The organism is Nocardia tenerifensis NBRC 101015 (assembly GCF_000308715.1).
Lineage (GTDB): Bacteria > Actinomycetota > Actinomycetes > Mycobacteriales > Mycobacteriaceae > Nocardia > Nocardia tenerifensis.
The window spans coordinates 19,781-35,010 of sequence record NZ_BAGH01000401.1 but is presented as its reverse complement, the minus strand read 5'-3'; the positions used below and the strand labels follow the sequence as shown (position 1 = coordinate 35,010).

Here is a 15,230-nt window from a genome sequence, read left to right as displayed (position 1 = left end):
CGACGATAAAACTACGGTGTCGTTATGATTGGCCTGTGAACGCTGATATAGCCGACGTAGTTCAGATCGCTCGAACTGCGGCAGATTTCGAATGGACATGGACGGTTGACGACGTTGACCGTTTCACATCGTCCGCAGGTTGGAACGTTAAGAACAGGCGCGAGTTGGGTGCCACGTTGGTGACGAATCTTCGGATCGAGGAGCCGCTGGCGCAGGCATTCTTCGGAAATGATCTGAAATATATCTTGGTTTTCCTCGCCGACTACGTCGAGGATGCCGACCCTGCGCGTACCGCCGAACTCGTCGATCACTTCGCGGACCTGAGCCAGGAGATGATTGCCGTGCTCGGTTCGCCGACCGCGCAACGTCCGGGGCGAGAGCCGAACATGAAGTGGGCTCGGCCCGACGTGGTCGTCGAACTCCTGGGATATGAATTCGGTTTTCAACTCAAGCTCGAGAATCCGAAATACCGCGAATGGCAGGATCGGTTTTGATCATTATCGCGGGCGGGGTGAGTCGATGGCTGCTTGGACACGCTTTGCCGCAGCGTTGACAGTACTGCGTGACTTCTTCAGCGTCGACGTACCCGCCGGACCGCGGATCGATGCGTGGGTGGACGGGTCGGACGAGCCGCCCGACCTCAGCGACATGTCGGACTACATAGCCGGTTCCGCATAGCGGTTACCGCGCTGAGGGCCGGTCGAACTGACAGCGAGATAGCCGCGTCGAAAGTATGTCGTCGACGCTCCATAACCTTCCGCGACCGCCGCGACGACCGAACGGTTATCGCGGCGGCCGCCGTCGACCCCACCCGTCGACCAATTCCATTGATAGCCCGATGAATACCTGGCAGTGAGGTTCCCATGATCTACTCGACCACCCTGCCCGCGCAGGCCGCGGGCGGCGCCGATCTGATTGCGGTCGCGGGTGTCTACTCGCAGGAGTTCTACAGCGGCGACACCGTGACCGATGTCGAGATCGTCGCTCCCGCAGGGTATTCGACGGTTGTCGGCGCGGCGACGAACAATGTGACGATCTCGGTCCGCCAGTTCCGAGCCGGTGCTGTCGTATCGACTTTCGCGAGTCTGACGACCACGACCGGCGTTTCGTTGTCCGCGGAGGGGCCGGTGTCGGTTCCCATCACCGCGCAACCGATCCTGTTACCCGGCGACGTCATCGACGTGCGGTTGCATCAGAACGGCAACGGCCAGGCGCTCGGCGCCGGACTCTTCGTCGCGGTGTACGTCAGCTGAGTTCGTCAAGGATGCGGAATCGCCGGCGGTAACGGATCGGCACCCCCGCGACCGGTGTTCGGGAAACACGGGCTAGCGACATCGACCCCGAGGTCGCCGGTCGAAGCCGCCGAGACGGTGAGCGTGTAGTGATCCGGGGTCGTCGCCTTCACCACATTCGGCGTCACGTTGGGCGCGTATTCGACCGGCCAACCGAGATACTGCCAGGCGGAACGGAATTCGGGTAGGTAGTCCCGAGCCGGTCGCGTACCGCCGACGACCAGATAGCCCAGCCAGAGTCCCAGCGGCGCGTCGGGCACTCGGTCGTCGAGCGTGCAGGTATCGACGAAACTGGTGCCGACGGCGCGGCCGTCCCACCGGTCCCGTGTCACCAGCGACAGTTCGGCGGGGAGCAGTCGCACGGTCTGCCGTAGATGCTCGATCGTGGCGGCTTGAGCCAGCCTTTCGGTGAGATCGGTGGCCACTGGGAAGTCGCTCACATACGTGAGTTCAGGTTTGGGTGTCCACTCCACCGCGGTCGAACCGGCGGAAGTCGGTTGCCGATCCCGACCACATCCGCCAGCGATCAGCAGCGCCGCCGACAACAGCAAGGCGGCCGCCGACCGAGCGCGACGCGACCTACCTCGCACGCTGCTACCCCCTCGACATCGGTTGTGCCACAGCCGCGAACCGCGAGCCAGGCACATCGCAGCCTACTGACCGTAACCGGACCGCGTGCGCCACCAGCGCCGCACAATCGAATGAAGGTGACAGCAATGGCCGACCCTGTGGATAACCGGTCGACTGCCAAGTTCCTTGCCGCACCCGGCCGCCTGCAACTGCCCGCGCCCGTCTTCGTGCCGCCGGTACTGCCGCGGGTCGACTTCCGTGAGCAACTGGACGCAATGCGCGCGTCGTTCGAACAGCGGCGGCCGATGTCCGTCGAGAGCGTGCCGACTCCGATCGATCGGCTGGTCAGCGGGATTATCGGCATGTTCGGAACGGGCAAGGCCGGGCCGCGATTCATTCAGGACGGTGACGAACGGACCCGGGCATCGGCCGAAGCCTTTACCCGCGTGACCGGGCACGCACCGAACGATGACGTCGATTGGGCAACCGCCGCCGCGCTCAATCCGAACAGCTACGACCCCAAGTACAAAGGTGCGCGACCTGAAATCCGCGTCGTCCGCATCGACAAGGTCGCCGATCAAGGAGTCGTGCGCGCCGACGCGTTCATCCGCGAAGACCGCGTGTTCAATTCCTCGACGTTGAAGTACAACCTCGGCGACGACCGCGGTCCGAACGCGAATTTCGATCCCGAAAATGCACGGATGGCGATGTACGTCGACTACCAGAACGGGCTCGTCGTCCTTCGGCAGAACCCGTCGGTGCAGGTAAACGGGGACGGCAGTACAGAAGCGAAGGCTGCGATACCGAAAGCTCAAGTCTGGCAGGGTAAGGACGGGTCGGTCCGGATCAAGTACACCGGCCACGACTCGTTCGCGCCCGATGTCGGTGACACTCTCGGCACGGTGAACGGGGACCTCGTCTTCACACCTGGCCACGGTGTGGCGGGGACTCCCGGTTCTACCGGCGTGACCGTCAACGGCAGGACGACCGAGTACCCCTGGCTGGAAATCTATCAGGACGCGCCGAACGGGAACCGGCACACAATCGATATTCAACGCCCCCCGGCCAAGATAGATAACGAGAAGCTCGGCCCGAACGTCGGACTGTTCATCGATCACGACATCGGGTCCGGCGTGCAGGCGATCGCACCGTTCCAGGAGCGGACGATCGTGCAGCGCGGACCGGACAACTTCAGCTACGCCCAGGTCGACAGACCGTCCGCCAACGCGGCCCCGGTCGGCAGCGCGCCCAAGGCACCCGTGTACGCGGACGGCGGCGCGGTCAAAGGCCCCGGCTCCTCGTTCGGCGACAAGGTTCCGGCGTGGCTCTCCGACGGCGAGTTCGTCATGAACGCCAAGTCGACCGAGGTGAACCGCCCCTTCCTGCAGGCGCTCAACGCGGATCCGTTCTACCTGCACAAGATGCTGGCCCAACGTTCCGAGCGTACGCAGCAGCAGGGCGGCACCCCCGCCATGTCCGGCGCGTCGGTGAATCAGCCCGCCACAGTGAATATTTCAGCCTCGAACACCGACGACATCGTCGGTCGACTGAAAGTGCTTGCCATGCAATGGGAACTGACCCATTCGTCGCGGTAAGGTCGAAGGCCTGTGCGGGCGTTCGATGCGCACTGCGGGTCGGCCATGAATCACGCCCGACGGTGGCGCCGATGGTTTCGGAAGGGATCGGTGTGGTCGTCAGTACGGCGCGGTTGACGAAGTTGGTTGCTGCTGCTGTGACCGAGGCATCACTCGCGGCGGGCTATGTAGCCAGTGAACCGCTCGACGGGATGGATGTCGCCGAGCCGGGTTCGCGTAAGCCTTCCTGGGTCAGGGTGTGGTGTGCCAAGGCTGATAGCGGGTGTCCGCATATGACAGCCGCCGTCATGGCGACCGTTCAAAAGGATGGCTATGGCGGGGTCGGTATCAACGCGCGGGCTTGGATCGTGTCGGCGGCCGTCGCGGATGTCTTGCGGGACATGCCCGGAGCGGCGTTGGCCGGCGGCGGTGCCGAACCCAATTTTCTGGAGTCGGTGTTGTTCGGGTTCTTCGAACATCCGCAGGATCCGCGCGAGATCTCGGTGGCCGGTGAGGCGGCGATCGCTGACGGGGTAGGCGAGTTCACCCGGTTGCTCGCCGGTCCGGTCGAGGACTGGTTTGCGGCTCGCGGCAGTGTGAGCGCTTTACTCGAACTCGCGCTACTGCCGAACTTGACCGGTCTGGATCGGGTGAATCCCGATCCGGTGCGGTTACGGGGAATCGTCATCCTGTGTGCGTTGAACGGCCGATCACGCGATGCGGCGGCCTTGGTCGATGAGTACTTACGCCGAGACGGCTTTCATAAATGGGACTCGATCGAGCAGGCGTCGGCTTTCGATGCCGCCATGCGCGAGCGGTTTCCAAAATACCGGCAAGTGCGCACACGCTGAACTCAGCCTAGGAGCTGTCACCGTGGTTGTCGCGGTGCACATCAGCCGTCGCTCAACCGCAGCGCCGATGACCGGCCACGTGTCGGCTGCGTCATGCGTAGCCGCGTCACGCCCGAGATGCGGGTATAGGTCCGCGTCACAACACCATTGACTTCAACACCGACGACATCGTCGGTCGACTGAAAGTGCTTGCCATGCAATGGGAACTGTCCCATTCGTCGCGGTAGCAGGCCGCCGCCGGCGGTCGTTCGACAGCCGAATTCGGTTCGGCCATGCGCTATTTGAAATCCACAGAAGAGAGGTGAACTTGTGGCGTCGAATGCCGCGATGATCACGATTACCGGGGTCGACGGGTCACGATGGACGGTGGCCGGCCAGGGCCGCGGCCAAGAAGGGGTGGAACTGGCCACGTCGCCGAGCGGGTTGTACGACGCGCCGGTGTCGACGATCTGGAACCAGACCGCGTTCCAGATCGGCTCCTCCTTCGGCGGATACCGCATCAACAAGCGTGATGTTGTCTTCGCCGTCAACATCTTTCAGACTCCGGGCCTTGCCTGGGAGTCGGTCGACTCGGCCTGGCGCAAAGCCTGGGCTTACGACCGTGACTCGACGATGACCATCACCACCGACTACGGCACCCGAGCCCTGGCGCTGCGGCTGTCCGAGCAACCGGACTTCAAGCCGGAGAAGGATCCGCACCTCAAGCGGTGGGGCAAGGTCGTCATGACCTGCATCGCGGGCAACCCGTGGTGGGTGGAGTCCGATGTGACGAGCTCGTGGACCTCGACGATCGACACCATCGGTGGGGCGATTCAGTCCGGAAGCTTGACCGTCGCGAACCCCACCGACCAGCCGATGTGGCTGAAGTGGGTGTGCTCCGCGCCGGGCAAGTGGACGCTGCCCGACTTTTCGTGGATCGCGGGTGACCGCGACGCGGCCCGGATGGTCACCCTGCCGCTCGCCGCGCGCGGCCAGGATCTGACGGTCGACACCGACCCGATGGAGGAGATGATCGTCGCCGCCGACAAGTCGCAGTTCTGGGCGCTGATGAACGGCGTGAGCTTCCTCTATCCGGTGCCGCCGTACACGCCGTCGACGTCGATGCCGGTCAAGGTGACCGGCGCACCGACCGGCGCGTCGATCATGGCTGTGCAGCAACGCAACTGGTCGCGGCCGTGGGGGCTGCAGTGACGACCGTGCTGGATCTGCCGGCCATCTATTCGAGTGCGCAGGCGGACAAAAGAATTCGTAAGGACCGTCGATTCGCGCGGCCGCTGGTGCGGCTCTGGGACGGCGACTGGAATCTGCGGGGCATCTGCGGCGCGGAGATCAGTGCCGACTTCCGCTGGGTGCTCAACCAAGCGGGTACCGGCACACTGGTTTTGCCCTACGACTACTACCTTGCCAAGTGGGCCGTCGACATCAACGGCCGCCAGAAGCAGAACGTGCACATCACCGTCGACAAGGACGGTGCGCGCTGGGACGGCCGGCTGGAGAAGGCGGTCATCAAGACCGACGATCACGGCGTCACCACCGTCGAGCTGCTGTTCATGCATTCCTACCAGGAACTCAAGCACATCTACTGCTGGTCGAACCCGTTTCTGCCCGCGGCAGTGCAGTTTCCGCGTGAGTTCATGCTCGCCGGACCAAGCGTCTGGACTTTGAAGACCGCGCTGTTTCTGAACCTGCTGCGTTTGCAGGCGTCGTTCTGGGCTTTGCCCGACGATCCCATGGACGTCAACCAGTGGTTCAATCTGGACCAGTCGACGTGGTCGATGGTGGTCGCGCCGTCCGACTTCGCCACGGACACGTCGATGTGGTCGATCTTCGGGTCACGATTCCAGTCGTTCCACGAGGCTGCCTCCAGCTCACTGGAGTCCGCGCAGCTCGCGGTGGTCACGCGGCGGTGGCTGCGCGGCGATCCCGCGCCGTGGCCCGGTGCGGAACTGCGGCACGGCTGCCTCGTGGTGGACATCGTCGACAAGTCGGGATTCCTGACCGGCACGAGTACCGGCGGCAATATCTGGGACGGCCTGCAGCACACCATTCAGGTCATTCAGAAGGACAACCTCAGTTTCATCCCGAACGTGCTGCCGGACCCGGACGCGCCCGACCTGTACAAGAATCCGGGTTGGCTCGGCACGCTGCCGTCGAGTCCGTGGGTGGTGTATCGGGAGAACGAACACACCGGCATCCAGACCTCGCACTTCGTGGTCTCGCCGTCGTCGTCGGTGCAGATCCTGACCGGCGGCCACTCGATGCCCGGCGTGAACGAGGCGATCTCCTCGGCGATCCAGTTCGTCGGCATGCTGCTCGGTGGTCTGTTGGGGCAGACACCCTTCGTCGGTCCGACGCTGCAGGGCATCGCCAACGGCGCCACCGAGGTCGTGAATACCATTGCGATGGCACTGCTGTCGGACACGTTGCTGGCGTGGGTGTCCTACAAATCGCCGCAGCGCGCGTTGAACTCCGGTTGGTCACACTACTTCGAGCACTTCGAGACAAGCGCGGATCGGGCGTACACGCTCGGCTCGCTGCTGACCCTGGGTGAGGGGCTGTGGAAGACACGGCGGTATTTCACCCACAAGTTCACCGTCGCCAATGGTCAGCCGTACCTGATCGGCGATCAGGGCTACGGGCACTTCTTTCTCGGTGACCGCGTGGGCTCCACCGTCAAGGGCATGCCCGAGGGCTCCATCTACGTCGATCAGGTCACCGAACTGGAGCTCGCCTGGTCGCGAACGGCGAGTCCCGCATGGCAGGTCACGGTCGGTTCGGACAAGGACCACGACATGCCGTTCGCGAAGTCGATGCGAGTCATCGCCGACGTCGTCGACGAGATCCAGGCCCTCGCCGTCCAGATGTAGGCCCTCGGTCCGCATCCACTGTCCCGGCGCGTTCCGGGACGTACCCGCACACTTCTATCGCCGGAGCGTTCTATGTCTATCCCCTTGCACGAGGACTGCGACCCCAACGACCCGCACGAGGCCTTCACCTGGGCGTTGGTCGGCCTACCCGGGCCGAGCAACTCACCGTTGCTCGTGCACCCCGCCGTCTTGCGTCAGTGGTCGAAACATCTGTGGGACCTAGGTTTTCGTCACTACCCCGAAGAGCAGACCAAGGAATTCCATCCGCCGGCGCGCGGCGTGACCCACTGGCTCAACGGATCGGGGCAGTGGGCCGAGAAAGGCACTCCCGCGCCACCGCAGGTGTCGGCTCCGGACATGTCCGAACTCACCGACGAGGAGCGCCAGCACGTGGTGCAGCAGCTGCGCGAATCAGGCGACCTGGCGCATCTGGTGGACCGGCGTGACCTGGTGGCGAACCATGCCGTCATCGGCACCGCCGACGAGATCACGGCCGGGGACGCGCAGTGACCTCACCGGATAAAAGCATTCCGCCCGGCGCGTATGTCGGTAGCAAGGGCGCCTCGAACGGCCTGTCCAGATTGCAGAAGGTGACCTGGCAGTCCGCTCAGCAGTCGATCATCTCCAACGTCACGCAGTCGTTCCAGAACGTCGGCAACGCCAGTACCGACATCAACAGCACCACCTCGCGCGCGCTCGACGCGGCGAATTCGGCACAGAACGGCGCCAATACCGCGCAAAGTGCCGCGACCGCCGCGCAGAACACCTCGACCGCTAATGCCTCGATCATCGCGGTGATACAGAATCAGCAGACCCAGACGCAGGTCGGCGGCGCGTCTTTCGCGGATGGCTTCCAGACGTGGGACACCACGAAATGGAACACCATCAAGTGGGGCAGCTCGCCGGACATCGTGGCGATCGACAATCAGGCCGGACTCGCCAAGAGCGCGAGTACCGGTGACGGCGCCGTGTTCGCGTTGTGGAAGACCCCGCTGATGACGGATTCGCAGTCGGTGTCGATCGTGCTCGGCCGTCCCAACCAGTCCGGCCAGTACTCGGGTAGCGGCATCCTCATCCGCGCGGCCGCCGATTTTTCGTCGTTCGTGATCGTGCAGGTCGGCAGGACCTCCATTTATCTGCAGCGCGGTTCGTACGTGGGGGGCACGCTGAGCATCACCAGCTGGGTGGTGGCGGACAATCTCAGTGCCATCAACACCGGCGATACAGTAACGGTGAACGCCAACGGTCCCGCCTACGAGGTCCTCGTCAACGGCATCGGTCGCGTCAGCTATCGGGATACGGTGGTGTCGTCACCGGTAGGCGCCAATAATCGCCTGGTCGGCCTTTTCTGTGGCTACCACGTGAGTACCGGCTGGGGTGGCGGTGTCTACTACGGCTACGACCTGGATTCGATCGCCGCGGCCGACACCGCGGCACCCGCGGTGGTGGGCACGGGATGGGCGCTCTACCGTCAGAATCCGGCAGCCGTCGCACAGGTCGCCGGAAGCCAACGTTACGGCAGCGTCTTCGACACGATCCGGGTGGCCAACAACGCCAACGTGCTCGATCTCGGACGCGGGCAAATTCAGATCACCAAGTCCGGCTGGTACGTCATGAGTGTCGGCGTCAACTGGTCCGCGGCCTGCGGCACCGGATACAACTACAACGTCGCGCTGTGGACGGCGCCGAGCCCCACCGGCCAATGGTCGGAGTTTCGCATCGGCGGCGAGACCGAGGGCAGCACCGTGCATCGGGTCGCCGGAACCTACGTCGTCTTCGCGGGCGCCGGAAGTGTATGGGCGCCAGGCTATTACATCGCGGGGCCGAACGACATGCTCGGTGACTCCTCGGGTAGGGCGACCTATTTCGAGGGCACGCTCTGCTCATTCTCCTGAACCGGGTCCGGTCCGACCGACCGTGTCGATTCCATCCCGAAATCGCTGGGGCACAGGCGCTTCGGTGGACCGGTCCGCAAACGATAGAGGAATTCTATGACTACTCCGATCGATCCCGGTTTTCTGGGATATCAGCCAACGATCGAACCATTGAAACTGACCACCGGTGCGAGTTTCGTCCAGACCATTCAGCCGTCCGGCGGGGCTGTGTTTCCCGCGGGCACGACGATCGCCATCGTGCTGACCGCCCCGGGTGGTACCGCGCTCGGATCATGGAGTGCCACAGTCACACCCACGGCCGCGACCTGGAACGTGCCCAGTGTCACCTGCGATGCGATTCCGGCGAACTCGCGGTACACGATGCTCGTCACTTACCAGACGGCACCGCCGACGGTCTATGCGTGGTATGCGGGCTCGGTCGTCCGGACCTAGTTCCACTGCCTTCCCTTCTCGCCGCCCGACCTCGTCATTCCGGCGCATGCCGGAATCCAGGAAAGCCGTCGGTGCGGTGGCGGCTTCGGCCGCCGATTCGGTTGTGCCCGAAATCCAGCACTCCGATTGATTCCTGGGTTCCCGCTCGCGGGGATGACGGAGCAGAAGTTCACCATCAATCACCAAAGGAGAGAGCCATCATGGCTATCGCAGTCACCACGACCAAGAACGCTCTGTGCAGTGCCTACGCCAACATCGCGGCGACCACCTACGTGTCGATCCACACCGCGGACCCGGGCACCACCGGTACCAACGAAGCCACCGGCGGCTCGCCCGCCTACGCTCGGGTCGCCACCACCTGGGGCACCCCCGCCAACGGCCAGGTCACCGGCAGTCAGGCGACCATCAACCTGCCCGCCGGCACCTACACCTACGCCGGCCTGTGGAGCGCGGCGACCGGTGGCACCTTCATCGACAAGGTCCTGATCTCCAGCACCACCCTCGGCGCACAGGGCACCCTGCTGGTCACCCCGACCTTCACCATGACGTAGTCCGCCGCCGCGGATATTCGAAAACTCCCCAACCACAACTGAATCGGAGGCGCTGTGACCGCACAAGAAGAGCTGATCGCGGCGAGATTGCCCGCGCCACCCACCGTGCTTCCTGCGGTCCCGGCGCCCCCGGCCAGCACTATCACGTTGCCCGCAACTCCGCTGATCGTGATCAACGGGAAACGAGTACCGGTCATCCCGCAGTTCGCCCCGGCGGCGTTGACCGGGCTCGGCTCGCTCACCGCGAAATTCGTTCCCAAGGTGACCGCGGCCGGTGGAAATTCCGGGCTCGGCTTGTTGACGGCGGCTATGTCGTCCTTCCAGCCCAGTACCGGGGGCTTCGACGCTGTCGGTACCACGACGGCCTCGGCCAAAGCCGGTGTCGGCGCGAAGGTGGTCGTCGCGGCGGTATTCGGCGCTACCGCCGAATTGGCGGTCACCGACGCCGCTTTCGGGAACGTGGGCATTTTGTCGGCCGATGTACAACCGAGGGCTGGTGCGCTGCCGGCCTTCTCCAGTGTCACGATCACGACTGCCACGGTTGCCTACGCGGCGTCCTTCGGCGGCGAAGGCGAGTCGAACGGCACCTATAACCAGAGCGTACGGCTGGTCGAGGCCGGCGCGGCCGCGGGTACCGCGACCGCGACCACGGTGGTCAAGGGCAGCGTCAAGATCGCGGCGGGTTTCGGCGGCGCGGGGTCGATCGCCGCGTCGTCGGTGCCGAACTCCACCGCGGCCCCCGTCACTGGTGGAACCGGCACACTTCGTGCCCTCACCGGTGTCCCCGTGCTGCCCGTCGGACTCGGCGGCTTGTCGGCGGATGTCGGCATATTCGCCCGATTCGGCAGTGCCGCAACTGTATCCGCACCGGTCAGCTTTCCGGCGGAGGTCAATGGTGAGGGCGCTCTCGCCGTCGCCGCGGTGCCTGTCTGCGCCGCCGCGTTCAGTGGCAGCGGCGGATTGGTCGGCTTGCGGGCCGCGATGGACGTCCTCGGCACCGGAAGCCTGTCGGCGACGATCGCCGGCGCCGGGCAGTTCGCGGCCACGGGTACGGCCTCGGCCGTGACCGGTGGCCCCGCGCCCTTCCAGAGCACCGGGACGTTGTCGATGGTCGCCGTCTCGCCCTTCGTCCCCTCCGGGATGATCAAGAACGGGACACAACTCGGCCCGAACTCCACGAACACCTGGCGCCAACTCGTCGGTTGGACGGCCAACACCACGACGTATCCCGGCTCCGTCGTGACCACCGACGCGCTGATCTGCCGAGGGAGTAAAGCCAACGCGACAATCAGCGCGAGCATTCAGTGGTCGGGCTACTTCCACAACAGCATCAGCGTTCGTATCAAGAAGAACGACGTGGTCATCGCCACCGGCAGCGAAGCGACTCCCGCGGTGGCGGGCGCCACGGTGAGCGTGGCCGACGGTGACCGCATCACCGTCGAGATATCCGACAGCAGCAATCTGAACAGTAGTCAGGTCGCCACCGTCGCCGCGGGCGCCAATACCTACGTACGGATCACCTGACGGCCCAGCGCCCCGGTCTTGGTTCCGCGAGACCGGGGCGTTGTGCGCGTTGTCGGCCGATCTCGAACCTCGAATTCGGCGATATCCCGAAGTCCTTGACCGCCACCGAATCGGAGTAGCTGTGCAACCTCATACGCAGCTGATCGAAGTGAAACCGCCCGGACAACCCATCAGGGTCTCGGCTATGCCGACGTCACCGGTCAGCGCGGTGTCTGCGCCCACGGCAACGCGAATCGTCCGGGATGGCAGCAAAATACCTATTATTCCGGCGTTCTCGCGCGTGGACAGCAACGGCACCGGGGCACTCTTCGCGCGGGTCGCTCCGTCGGCCCAAGCGCCCGGTGCCGGAGGCGGTCTCGGACTACTCACCGCCGCAACGGCCTCATCGCAGCCGAGTAGGCCGGGCTTGGGGGCCGATGGGCGACCGACTGTGCGGGTCGCCGTCAAGAAGGGACCCGTGCTGGTCAGCGCTTCATTCGCCGGCGTCGCCGAGTTGGGGGTGTCCGACGCCGCGTTCGGCGTCATCGGCACGCTGTCGGTGTCGCTGGTACCGAACTCCGGCGTGCTGCCAACGTTCGACGGGACCGGACTCACCACTGCCACACTCGCGTTTCCCGCGTACTTCTCCGCCGGTGGCCTGGCCAACGGCAGCTACAACCAGCGCGTACTCGTCCAAGAGGCCAGTGCCGCAACGGGATCGGCGGCGGCGACCGTCGCGGTCAAAGGCAGCGTCAAAGTTGTCACTGGATTCGCCGGCGCCGGCACGATTTCGGCGACCACGGTACCGAAGCCAACCGCGGCGCCGGTCGGCAATGGCGTAGGTGCCCTGTCCGCGGTAACCGGTGTACCTGCCTTACCGAAGGGGTCGGGTGCCCTGTCCGCGGCCGTGGTTATTCCCGTCCTGTATGGGAGTTCTGGAACCACGTCCGCCGAAATCAGCTTCCCGGCAGCGTTCGGCTGCGAAGGAACGCTTTCGGCGGAGGCATTGCTGACCACGGTCGTGGTCAGCGCGGCGTTCAATGGTGCGGGCGCATTGAACGCGACACGAGCCGGCATGGCCGCCACGGGTGTGGGCACGCTGGCTGCCTCGATCCTCGACGGCGCTCGGGTGCGAACTGTCACCTTCGGCGCCACAGCCGATTTGGCCGCCGAGGCGCTGACACCCGCGGTCTTCACCGACGACTTCAACCGCGCCAACGGCGCGCTCGGCGCCAACTGGGTCACTATCGATTACGCGCCGCTGATCGCCGGAAACCGAGTACAGGACAATGGCGCCTTCGTGAACGCGGCGCGGTGGACGGCGCCGCTGCACACTGATTCGCACGAAGTGTCCTGCGCGATCGTCAGCCGAGGCATCGGATACGGCGGCGCGTATACCGGTGTATTCCTCCGCGGCGCCGCAAACAAGAACCGGGTGGAAGCGGTTGTCACCAGCAATACCGTCGCGATCCGCACCTGGATCGGCGGCGTCCCCAAGGTTCGGTCGAACAAATTCGGAGTGAGCCTCATGGGTGGGGTCGCGCTGCGCTGCACAGCTGTCGGCAACGTATACAACGTCTACCTGGCGGGCGCTCCCACCCCGATCATCACGTGGACCGACACCGACGCCATGATCCCCGTCGCCGCCACGAATCGCTTCGCAGGGCTGATCTGCGAAATCGCCGATGACGGCACCGGCACCGGCAATCAGGTGTACGGATTCGCCATCGACGACTGGCAGGCGCGCGACATCTAGTCTCAGAGAAAGCGGACGAACTATGTCTTGGACCGGTGATCCGGTATGGCTCGCGGACGTGCTCCGCGACGAAGGTCTGCGGGTTGTGGAGTTTCCCGACTGGCGCGAGCGCGGGCACGGTGACTTCGGTGAGATCTGGGGGATCGTCGCTCACCACACCGGTGGATCGACGACTCCGCCGTCTGAAATCGCCTACGGCCTACCAACTTTGGCGGGGCCGCTCTCGCAGCTGCACCTGGCTCAGGACGGGACCGTGACGGTGGTCGCGGCGGGTGTGGCCTGGCACGCGGGCGCGGGGAGCTGGCCGGGCCTGCCGGAGGACAACGCGAACTTTCACACCATCGGCATCGAGGCCGCCAACAACGGCACCGAGGGTTGGCCGGATGCGCAATACGACGCCTACGTCGGCATCTGCGCGGCGGTTTTGCGCAAGCTCGGCCACGGCGCCGATCGAGTGATCGGGCACAAGGAATGGGCCGGGCCCAAGCAAGGCAAGTGGGATCCCGGCGCGATGGATATGGACAGCTTCCGCGCCGACGTCGCGGAACGAATGAAAGGCAGTGTGCTGATGGCACTTTCCGACAACGAGCAGCGTGAGCTGCTGGACAAGCTGCGCAGGGTGCACTTCGAGTTGACCTACGGCTTCCAATCGCGTGTCGCCGATTCGGAGTACCGGGACACGGTCGCGGGCTACGTGCTCAACTCCGACGCCGCCGACTTCCGCAACGAGCAACGCCTCAAGGCCTTGGAACTCAAACTGGACCGGCTGCTGAACGCGGCGGAGGGGAAGCTCTGATGTCGATCCACCGGATTCCCGAACCCGCGCTGATTCGGTCGGTGCTCGTCGCGATCACCGGCGTTGTCGCGTATGTCCTCGGTCGCCAGGTCGATACCTCGTGGATCGAGTCGGTGCTGTCGATCTACGGCCTGCTCACTCCCGTGATCGCCGGCGCGATCATCCGACCGGTGGTGACCCCAGTCGACCGGCAGGCAGCGGGCATTGAATGACACAGTCCTTATTGAGCCCGGAGCTGGTTCAAGCCTTCGGCATGGCCGTCGCCACCATGATCGGCGCCGTCACCGCATGGCAGGCGCGTGAGGTCAGCAAGCTCCGGGCCCGCGTCGACATTCTCGAGTCGCAAGCGGTAGACGACAAGAAGCGGTTCCGTGACGCGATCCGCCTCATCCGCGCCCTCCAGCAGCACATAGACGAACTGCGCGGTTTTCTCCGCACACACCTGCCAGGTCAAGAGCCTCCGTCGGCTCGATACCGGATCCCGCCTTCCCTAGAGGAGGAGATCTAACTCTCGCGGCATGTTCGACGACTATGGCCTCGAGATTCCGGCGCTCTGATCGTTCATTCCTTTCGGCGAACGGTCCGGCACGGTGCCGGCTACGCGAGGTAGTCGGCGCATAGAGAAGGAGATATTGTAATGACGAGAATAACCACCAATGTTGTTCTGCCGAAGGAAGAATGGACGACCATTCAAGTTCCGTACGGCAGCAAGTTGGTTTGGGCGAAGCGTTGGGGTGGCGTCGGCATGCCCGGGCCGGCGCCACAAGATCACATCAAGTTGTTCTGGAGCGGGGCTGACCAGCCGATCGGCATGCAGACCTGCCTCATCCGGGTCGGAACGGAGCAGGCGACACCGTCGCCGGGCAATCCGAACCCAGACCCGGCGAGCGGAACCTCGGGAATTTCCGACGCTATCGCGTTCATCAACAACGAACTCTTTCTGTGGTGGAAGATCGACATGTTCGGCAACGGCGGCGGCTACCCTCCGAACGAAGGCTAGCGACCCGCATCCCGTCATTCGATGACCGGGCGATATTCGATCTACACGAACATGACGTTACATTGATTCTGTATGAAATGAATCACAATGTAGCCGTTGAGTTGCTGAGGATGTCCAGTTTCGCCGCTCGATCGAGTTCTGGA

At 64.4% G+C, this 15,230-nt stretch carries 19 protein-coding genes; 16 read left to right on the top strand and 3 right to left on the bottom strand.

Annotation, left to right across the window (positions count from 1 at the left end; translation table 11 throughout):
• Nucleotides 1–35: 35 nt before the first annotated feature.
• From ON39_RS32095 to ON39_RS32090, 3 genes are all read left to right on the top strand, one after another.
• The gene (locus tag ON39_RS32095) at nt 36–494 is read left to right on the top strand and encodes a DUF6301 family protein (RefSeq protein WP_146251119.1); all 459 of its coding nucleotides are present in this window, start codon (nt 36–38) and stop codon (nt 492–494) included.
• Between the two features lie 25 nt (nt 495–519).
• Nucleotides 520–678, top strand: a complete 159-nt coding sequence (locus ON39_RS49150; protein WP_157195542.1) for a hypothetical protein — start codon at nt 520–522, stop codon at nt 676–678.
• A gap of 185 nt (nt 679–863) precedes the next feature.
• A complete protein-coding gene (locus ON39_RS32090) occupies nt 864–1,253 on the top strand; it encodes a hypothetical protein (protein WP_040739811.1) in 390 nt (129 codons plus the stop codon).
• Between the two features lie 5 nt (nt 1,254–1,258).
• Here ON39_RS32090 and ON39_RS32085 read toward each other — a convergent pair whose 3' ends face one another.
• Complete coding sequence (locus tag ON39_RS32085; protein ID WP_146251118.1) at nt 1,259–1,732, bottom strand: hypothetical protein; 474 nt, start codon at nt 1,730–1,732, stop codon at nt 1,259–1,261.
• A 276-nt stretch (nt 1,733–2,008) separates the two neighbouring features.
• On the opposite strand from ON39_RS32085, the gene ON39_RS46265 reads away from it, so the two are divergent.
• Both ON39_RS46265 and ON39_RS32075 read left to right on the top strand, forming a co-directional pair.
• On the top strand, nt 2,009–3,457 hold the full coding sequence (locus ON39_RS46265) for a hypothetical protein (protein WP_051187398.1): 1,449 nt from the start codon (nt 2,009–2,011) through the stop codon (nt 3,455–3,457).
• Nucleotides 3,458–3,528: 71 nt separating this feature from the next.
• Complete coding sequence (locus ON39_RS32075; protein WP_157195541.1) at nt 3,529–4,287, top strand: hypothetical protein; 759 nt, start codon at nt 3,529–3,531, stop codon at nt 4,285–4,287.
• Between the two features lie 41 nt (nt 4,288–4,328).
• Here ON39_RS32075 and ON39_RS49145 read toward each other — a convergent pair whose 3' ends face one another.
• Nucleotides 4,329–4,622: a hypothetical protein gene (locus ON39_RS49145; RefSeq protein WP_146251117.1), complete on the bottom strand. Its 294-nt coding sequence runs from the start codon at nt 4,620–4,622 to the stop codon at nt 4,329–4,331.
• On the opposite strand from ON39_RS49145, the gene ON39_RS32070 reads away from it, so the two are divergent.
• The 10 genes from ON39_RS32070 to ON39_RS32025 all read left to right on the top strand — a co-directional run bounded on the left by ON39_RS32070 (nt 4,615) and on the right by ON39_RS32025 (nt 14,299).
• Entirely contained in the window at nt 4,615–5,478 is an 864-nt protein-coding gene (locus ON39_RS32070) for a phage tail protein (RefSeq protein WP_146251116.1), read from the top strand. The genes ON39_RS49145 and ON39_RS32070 overlap by 8 nt on opposite strands.
• The gene (locus ON39_RS32065) at nt 5,475–7,154 is read left to right on the top strand and encodes a Gp37-like protein (protein WP_051187396.1); all 1,680 of its coding nucleotides are present in this window, start codon (nt 5,475–5,477) and stop codon (nt 7,152–7,154) included. The genes ON39_RS32070 and ON39_RS32065 overlap by 4 nt, the downstream gene beginning before the upstream one ends.
• Before the next feature lie 72 nt (nt 7,155–7,226).
• Nucleotides 7,227–7,664, top strand: coding sequence for a phage gene 29 protein family protein (locus ON39_RS32060; RefSeq protein WP_063713412.1), 438 nt, complete (start codon nt 7,227–7,229; stop codon nt 7,662–7,664).
• Nucleotides 7,661–9,049: a hypothetical protein gene (locus ON39_RS32055; RefSeq protein WP_040739808.1), complete on the top strand. Its 1,389-nt coding sequence runs from the start codon at nt 7,661–7,663 to the stop codon at nt 9,047–9,049. The genes ON39_RS32060 and ON39_RS32055 overlap by 4 nt, the downstream gene beginning before the upstream one ends.
• 96 nt (nt 9,050–9,145) lie before the next feature.
• Nucleotides 9,146–9,481, top strand: a complete 336-nt coding sequence (locus tag ON39_RS32050; protein WP_146251115.1) for an LtfC-like domain-containing protein — start codon at nt 9,146–9,148, stop codon at nt 9,479–9,481.
• 200 nt (nt 9,482–9,681) lie between these two features.
• On the top strand, nt 9,682–10,032 hold the full coding sequence (locus tag ON39_RS32045) for a phage tail fiber protein (RefSeq protein WP_040739806.1): 351 nt from the start codon (nt 9,682–9,684) through the stop codon (nt 10,030–10,032).
• 54 nt (nt 10,033–10,086) lie between these two features.
• Nucleotides 10,087–11,556, top strand: coding sequence for a hypothetical protein (locus ON39_RS32040; protein WP_040739805.1), 1,470 nt, complete (start codon nt 10,087–10,089; stop codon nt 11,554–11,556).
• A 430-nt stretch (nt 11,557–11,986) separates the two neighbouring features.
• Nucleotides 11,987–13,291, top strand: coding sequence for a hypothetical protein (locus ON39_RS32035; RefSeq protein WP_040739804.1), 1,305 nt, complete (start codon nt 11,987–11,989; stop codon nt 13,289–13,291).
• Between the two features lie 22 nt (nt 13,292–13,313).
• A complete protein-coding gene (locus tag ON39_RS32030; protein ID WP_051187394.1) occupies nt 13,314–14,087 on the top strand; it encodes an N-acetylmuramoyl-L-alanine amidase in 774 nt (257 codons plus the stop codon).
• Nucleotides 14,087–14,299 (top strand): hypothetical protein, encoded by a 213-nt coding sequence (locus ON39_RS32025; protein ID WP_051187393.1) that lies wholly within the window; start codon nt 14,087–14,089, stop codon nt 14,297–14,299. The genes ON39_RS32030 and ON39_RS32025 overlap by 1 nt, the downstream gene beginning before the upstream one ends.
• Before the next feature lie 8 nt (nt 14,300–14,307).
• On the opposite strand, the gene ON39_RS49140 is transcribed toward ON39_RS32025, so the two are convergent.
• Entirely contained in the window at nt 14,308–14,541 is a 234-nt protein-coding gene (locus ON39_RS49140; RefSeq protein ID WP_146251114.1) for a hypothetical protein, read from the bottom strand.
• A gap of 183 nt (nt 14,542–14,724) precedes the next feature.
• Here ON39_RS49140 and ON39_RS32015 point away from each other — a divergent pair, with 183 nt between their 5' ends.
• The gene (locus tag ON39_RS32015) at nt 14,725–15,087 is read left to right on the top strand and encodes a hypothetical protein (protein ID WP_146251113.1); all 363 of its coding nucleotides are present in this window, start codon (nt 14,725–14,727) and stop codon (nt 15,085–15,087) included.
• Nucleotides 15,088–15,230 lie beyond the last annotated feature (143 nt).

Excerpts from the sequence above, each read along its gene's own strand:
- ON39_RS32025 (WP_051187393.1), top strand. The coding sequence starts at position 14,087 with ATGTCGATCCACCGGATTCCCGAACCCGCGCTGATTCGGTCGGTGCTC.
- ON39_RS32030 (WP_051187394.1), top strand. The coding sequence starts at position 13,314 with ATGTCTTGGACCGGTGATCCGGTATGGCTCGCGGACGTGCTCCGCGAC.
- ON39_RS32075 (WP_157195541.1), top strand. The coding sequence starts at position 3,529 with ATGGTTTCGGAAGGGATCGGTGTGGTCGTCAGTACGGCGCGGTTGACG.
- ON39_RS49150 (WP_157195542.1), top strand. The coding sequence starts at position 520 with ATGGCTGCTTGGACACGCTTTGCCGCAGCGTTGACAGTACTGCGTGAC.
- ON39_RS46265 (WP_051187398.1), top strand. The coding sequence starts at position 2,009 with ATGGCCGACCCTGTGGATAACCGGTCGACTGCCAAGTTCCTTGCCGCA.
- ON39_RS32050 (WP_146251115.1), top strand. The coding sequence starts at position 9,146 with ATGACTACTCCGATCGATCCCGGTTTTCTGGGATATCAGCCAACGATC.
- ON39_RS32090 (WP_040739811.1), top strand. The coding sequence starts at position 864 with ATGATCTACTCGACCACCCTGCCCGCGCAGGCCGCGGGCGGCGCCGAT.
- ON39_RS32060 (WP_063713412.1), top strand. The coding sequence starts at position 7,227 with ATGTCTATCCCCTTGCACGAGGACTGCGACCCCAACGACCCGCACGAG.
- ON39_RS32045 (WP_040739806.1), top strand. The coding sequence starts at position 9,682 with ATGGCTATCGCAGTCACCACGACCAAGAACGCTCTGTGCAGTGCCTAC.
- ON39_RS32070 (WP_146251116.1), top strand. The coding sequence starts at position 4,615 with ATGATCACGATTACCGGGGTCGACGGGTCACGATGGACGGTGGCCGGC.
- ON39_RS32015 (WP_146251113.1), top strand. The coding sequence starts at position 14,725 with ATGACGAGAATAACCACCAATGTTGTTCTGCCGAAGGAAGAATGGACG.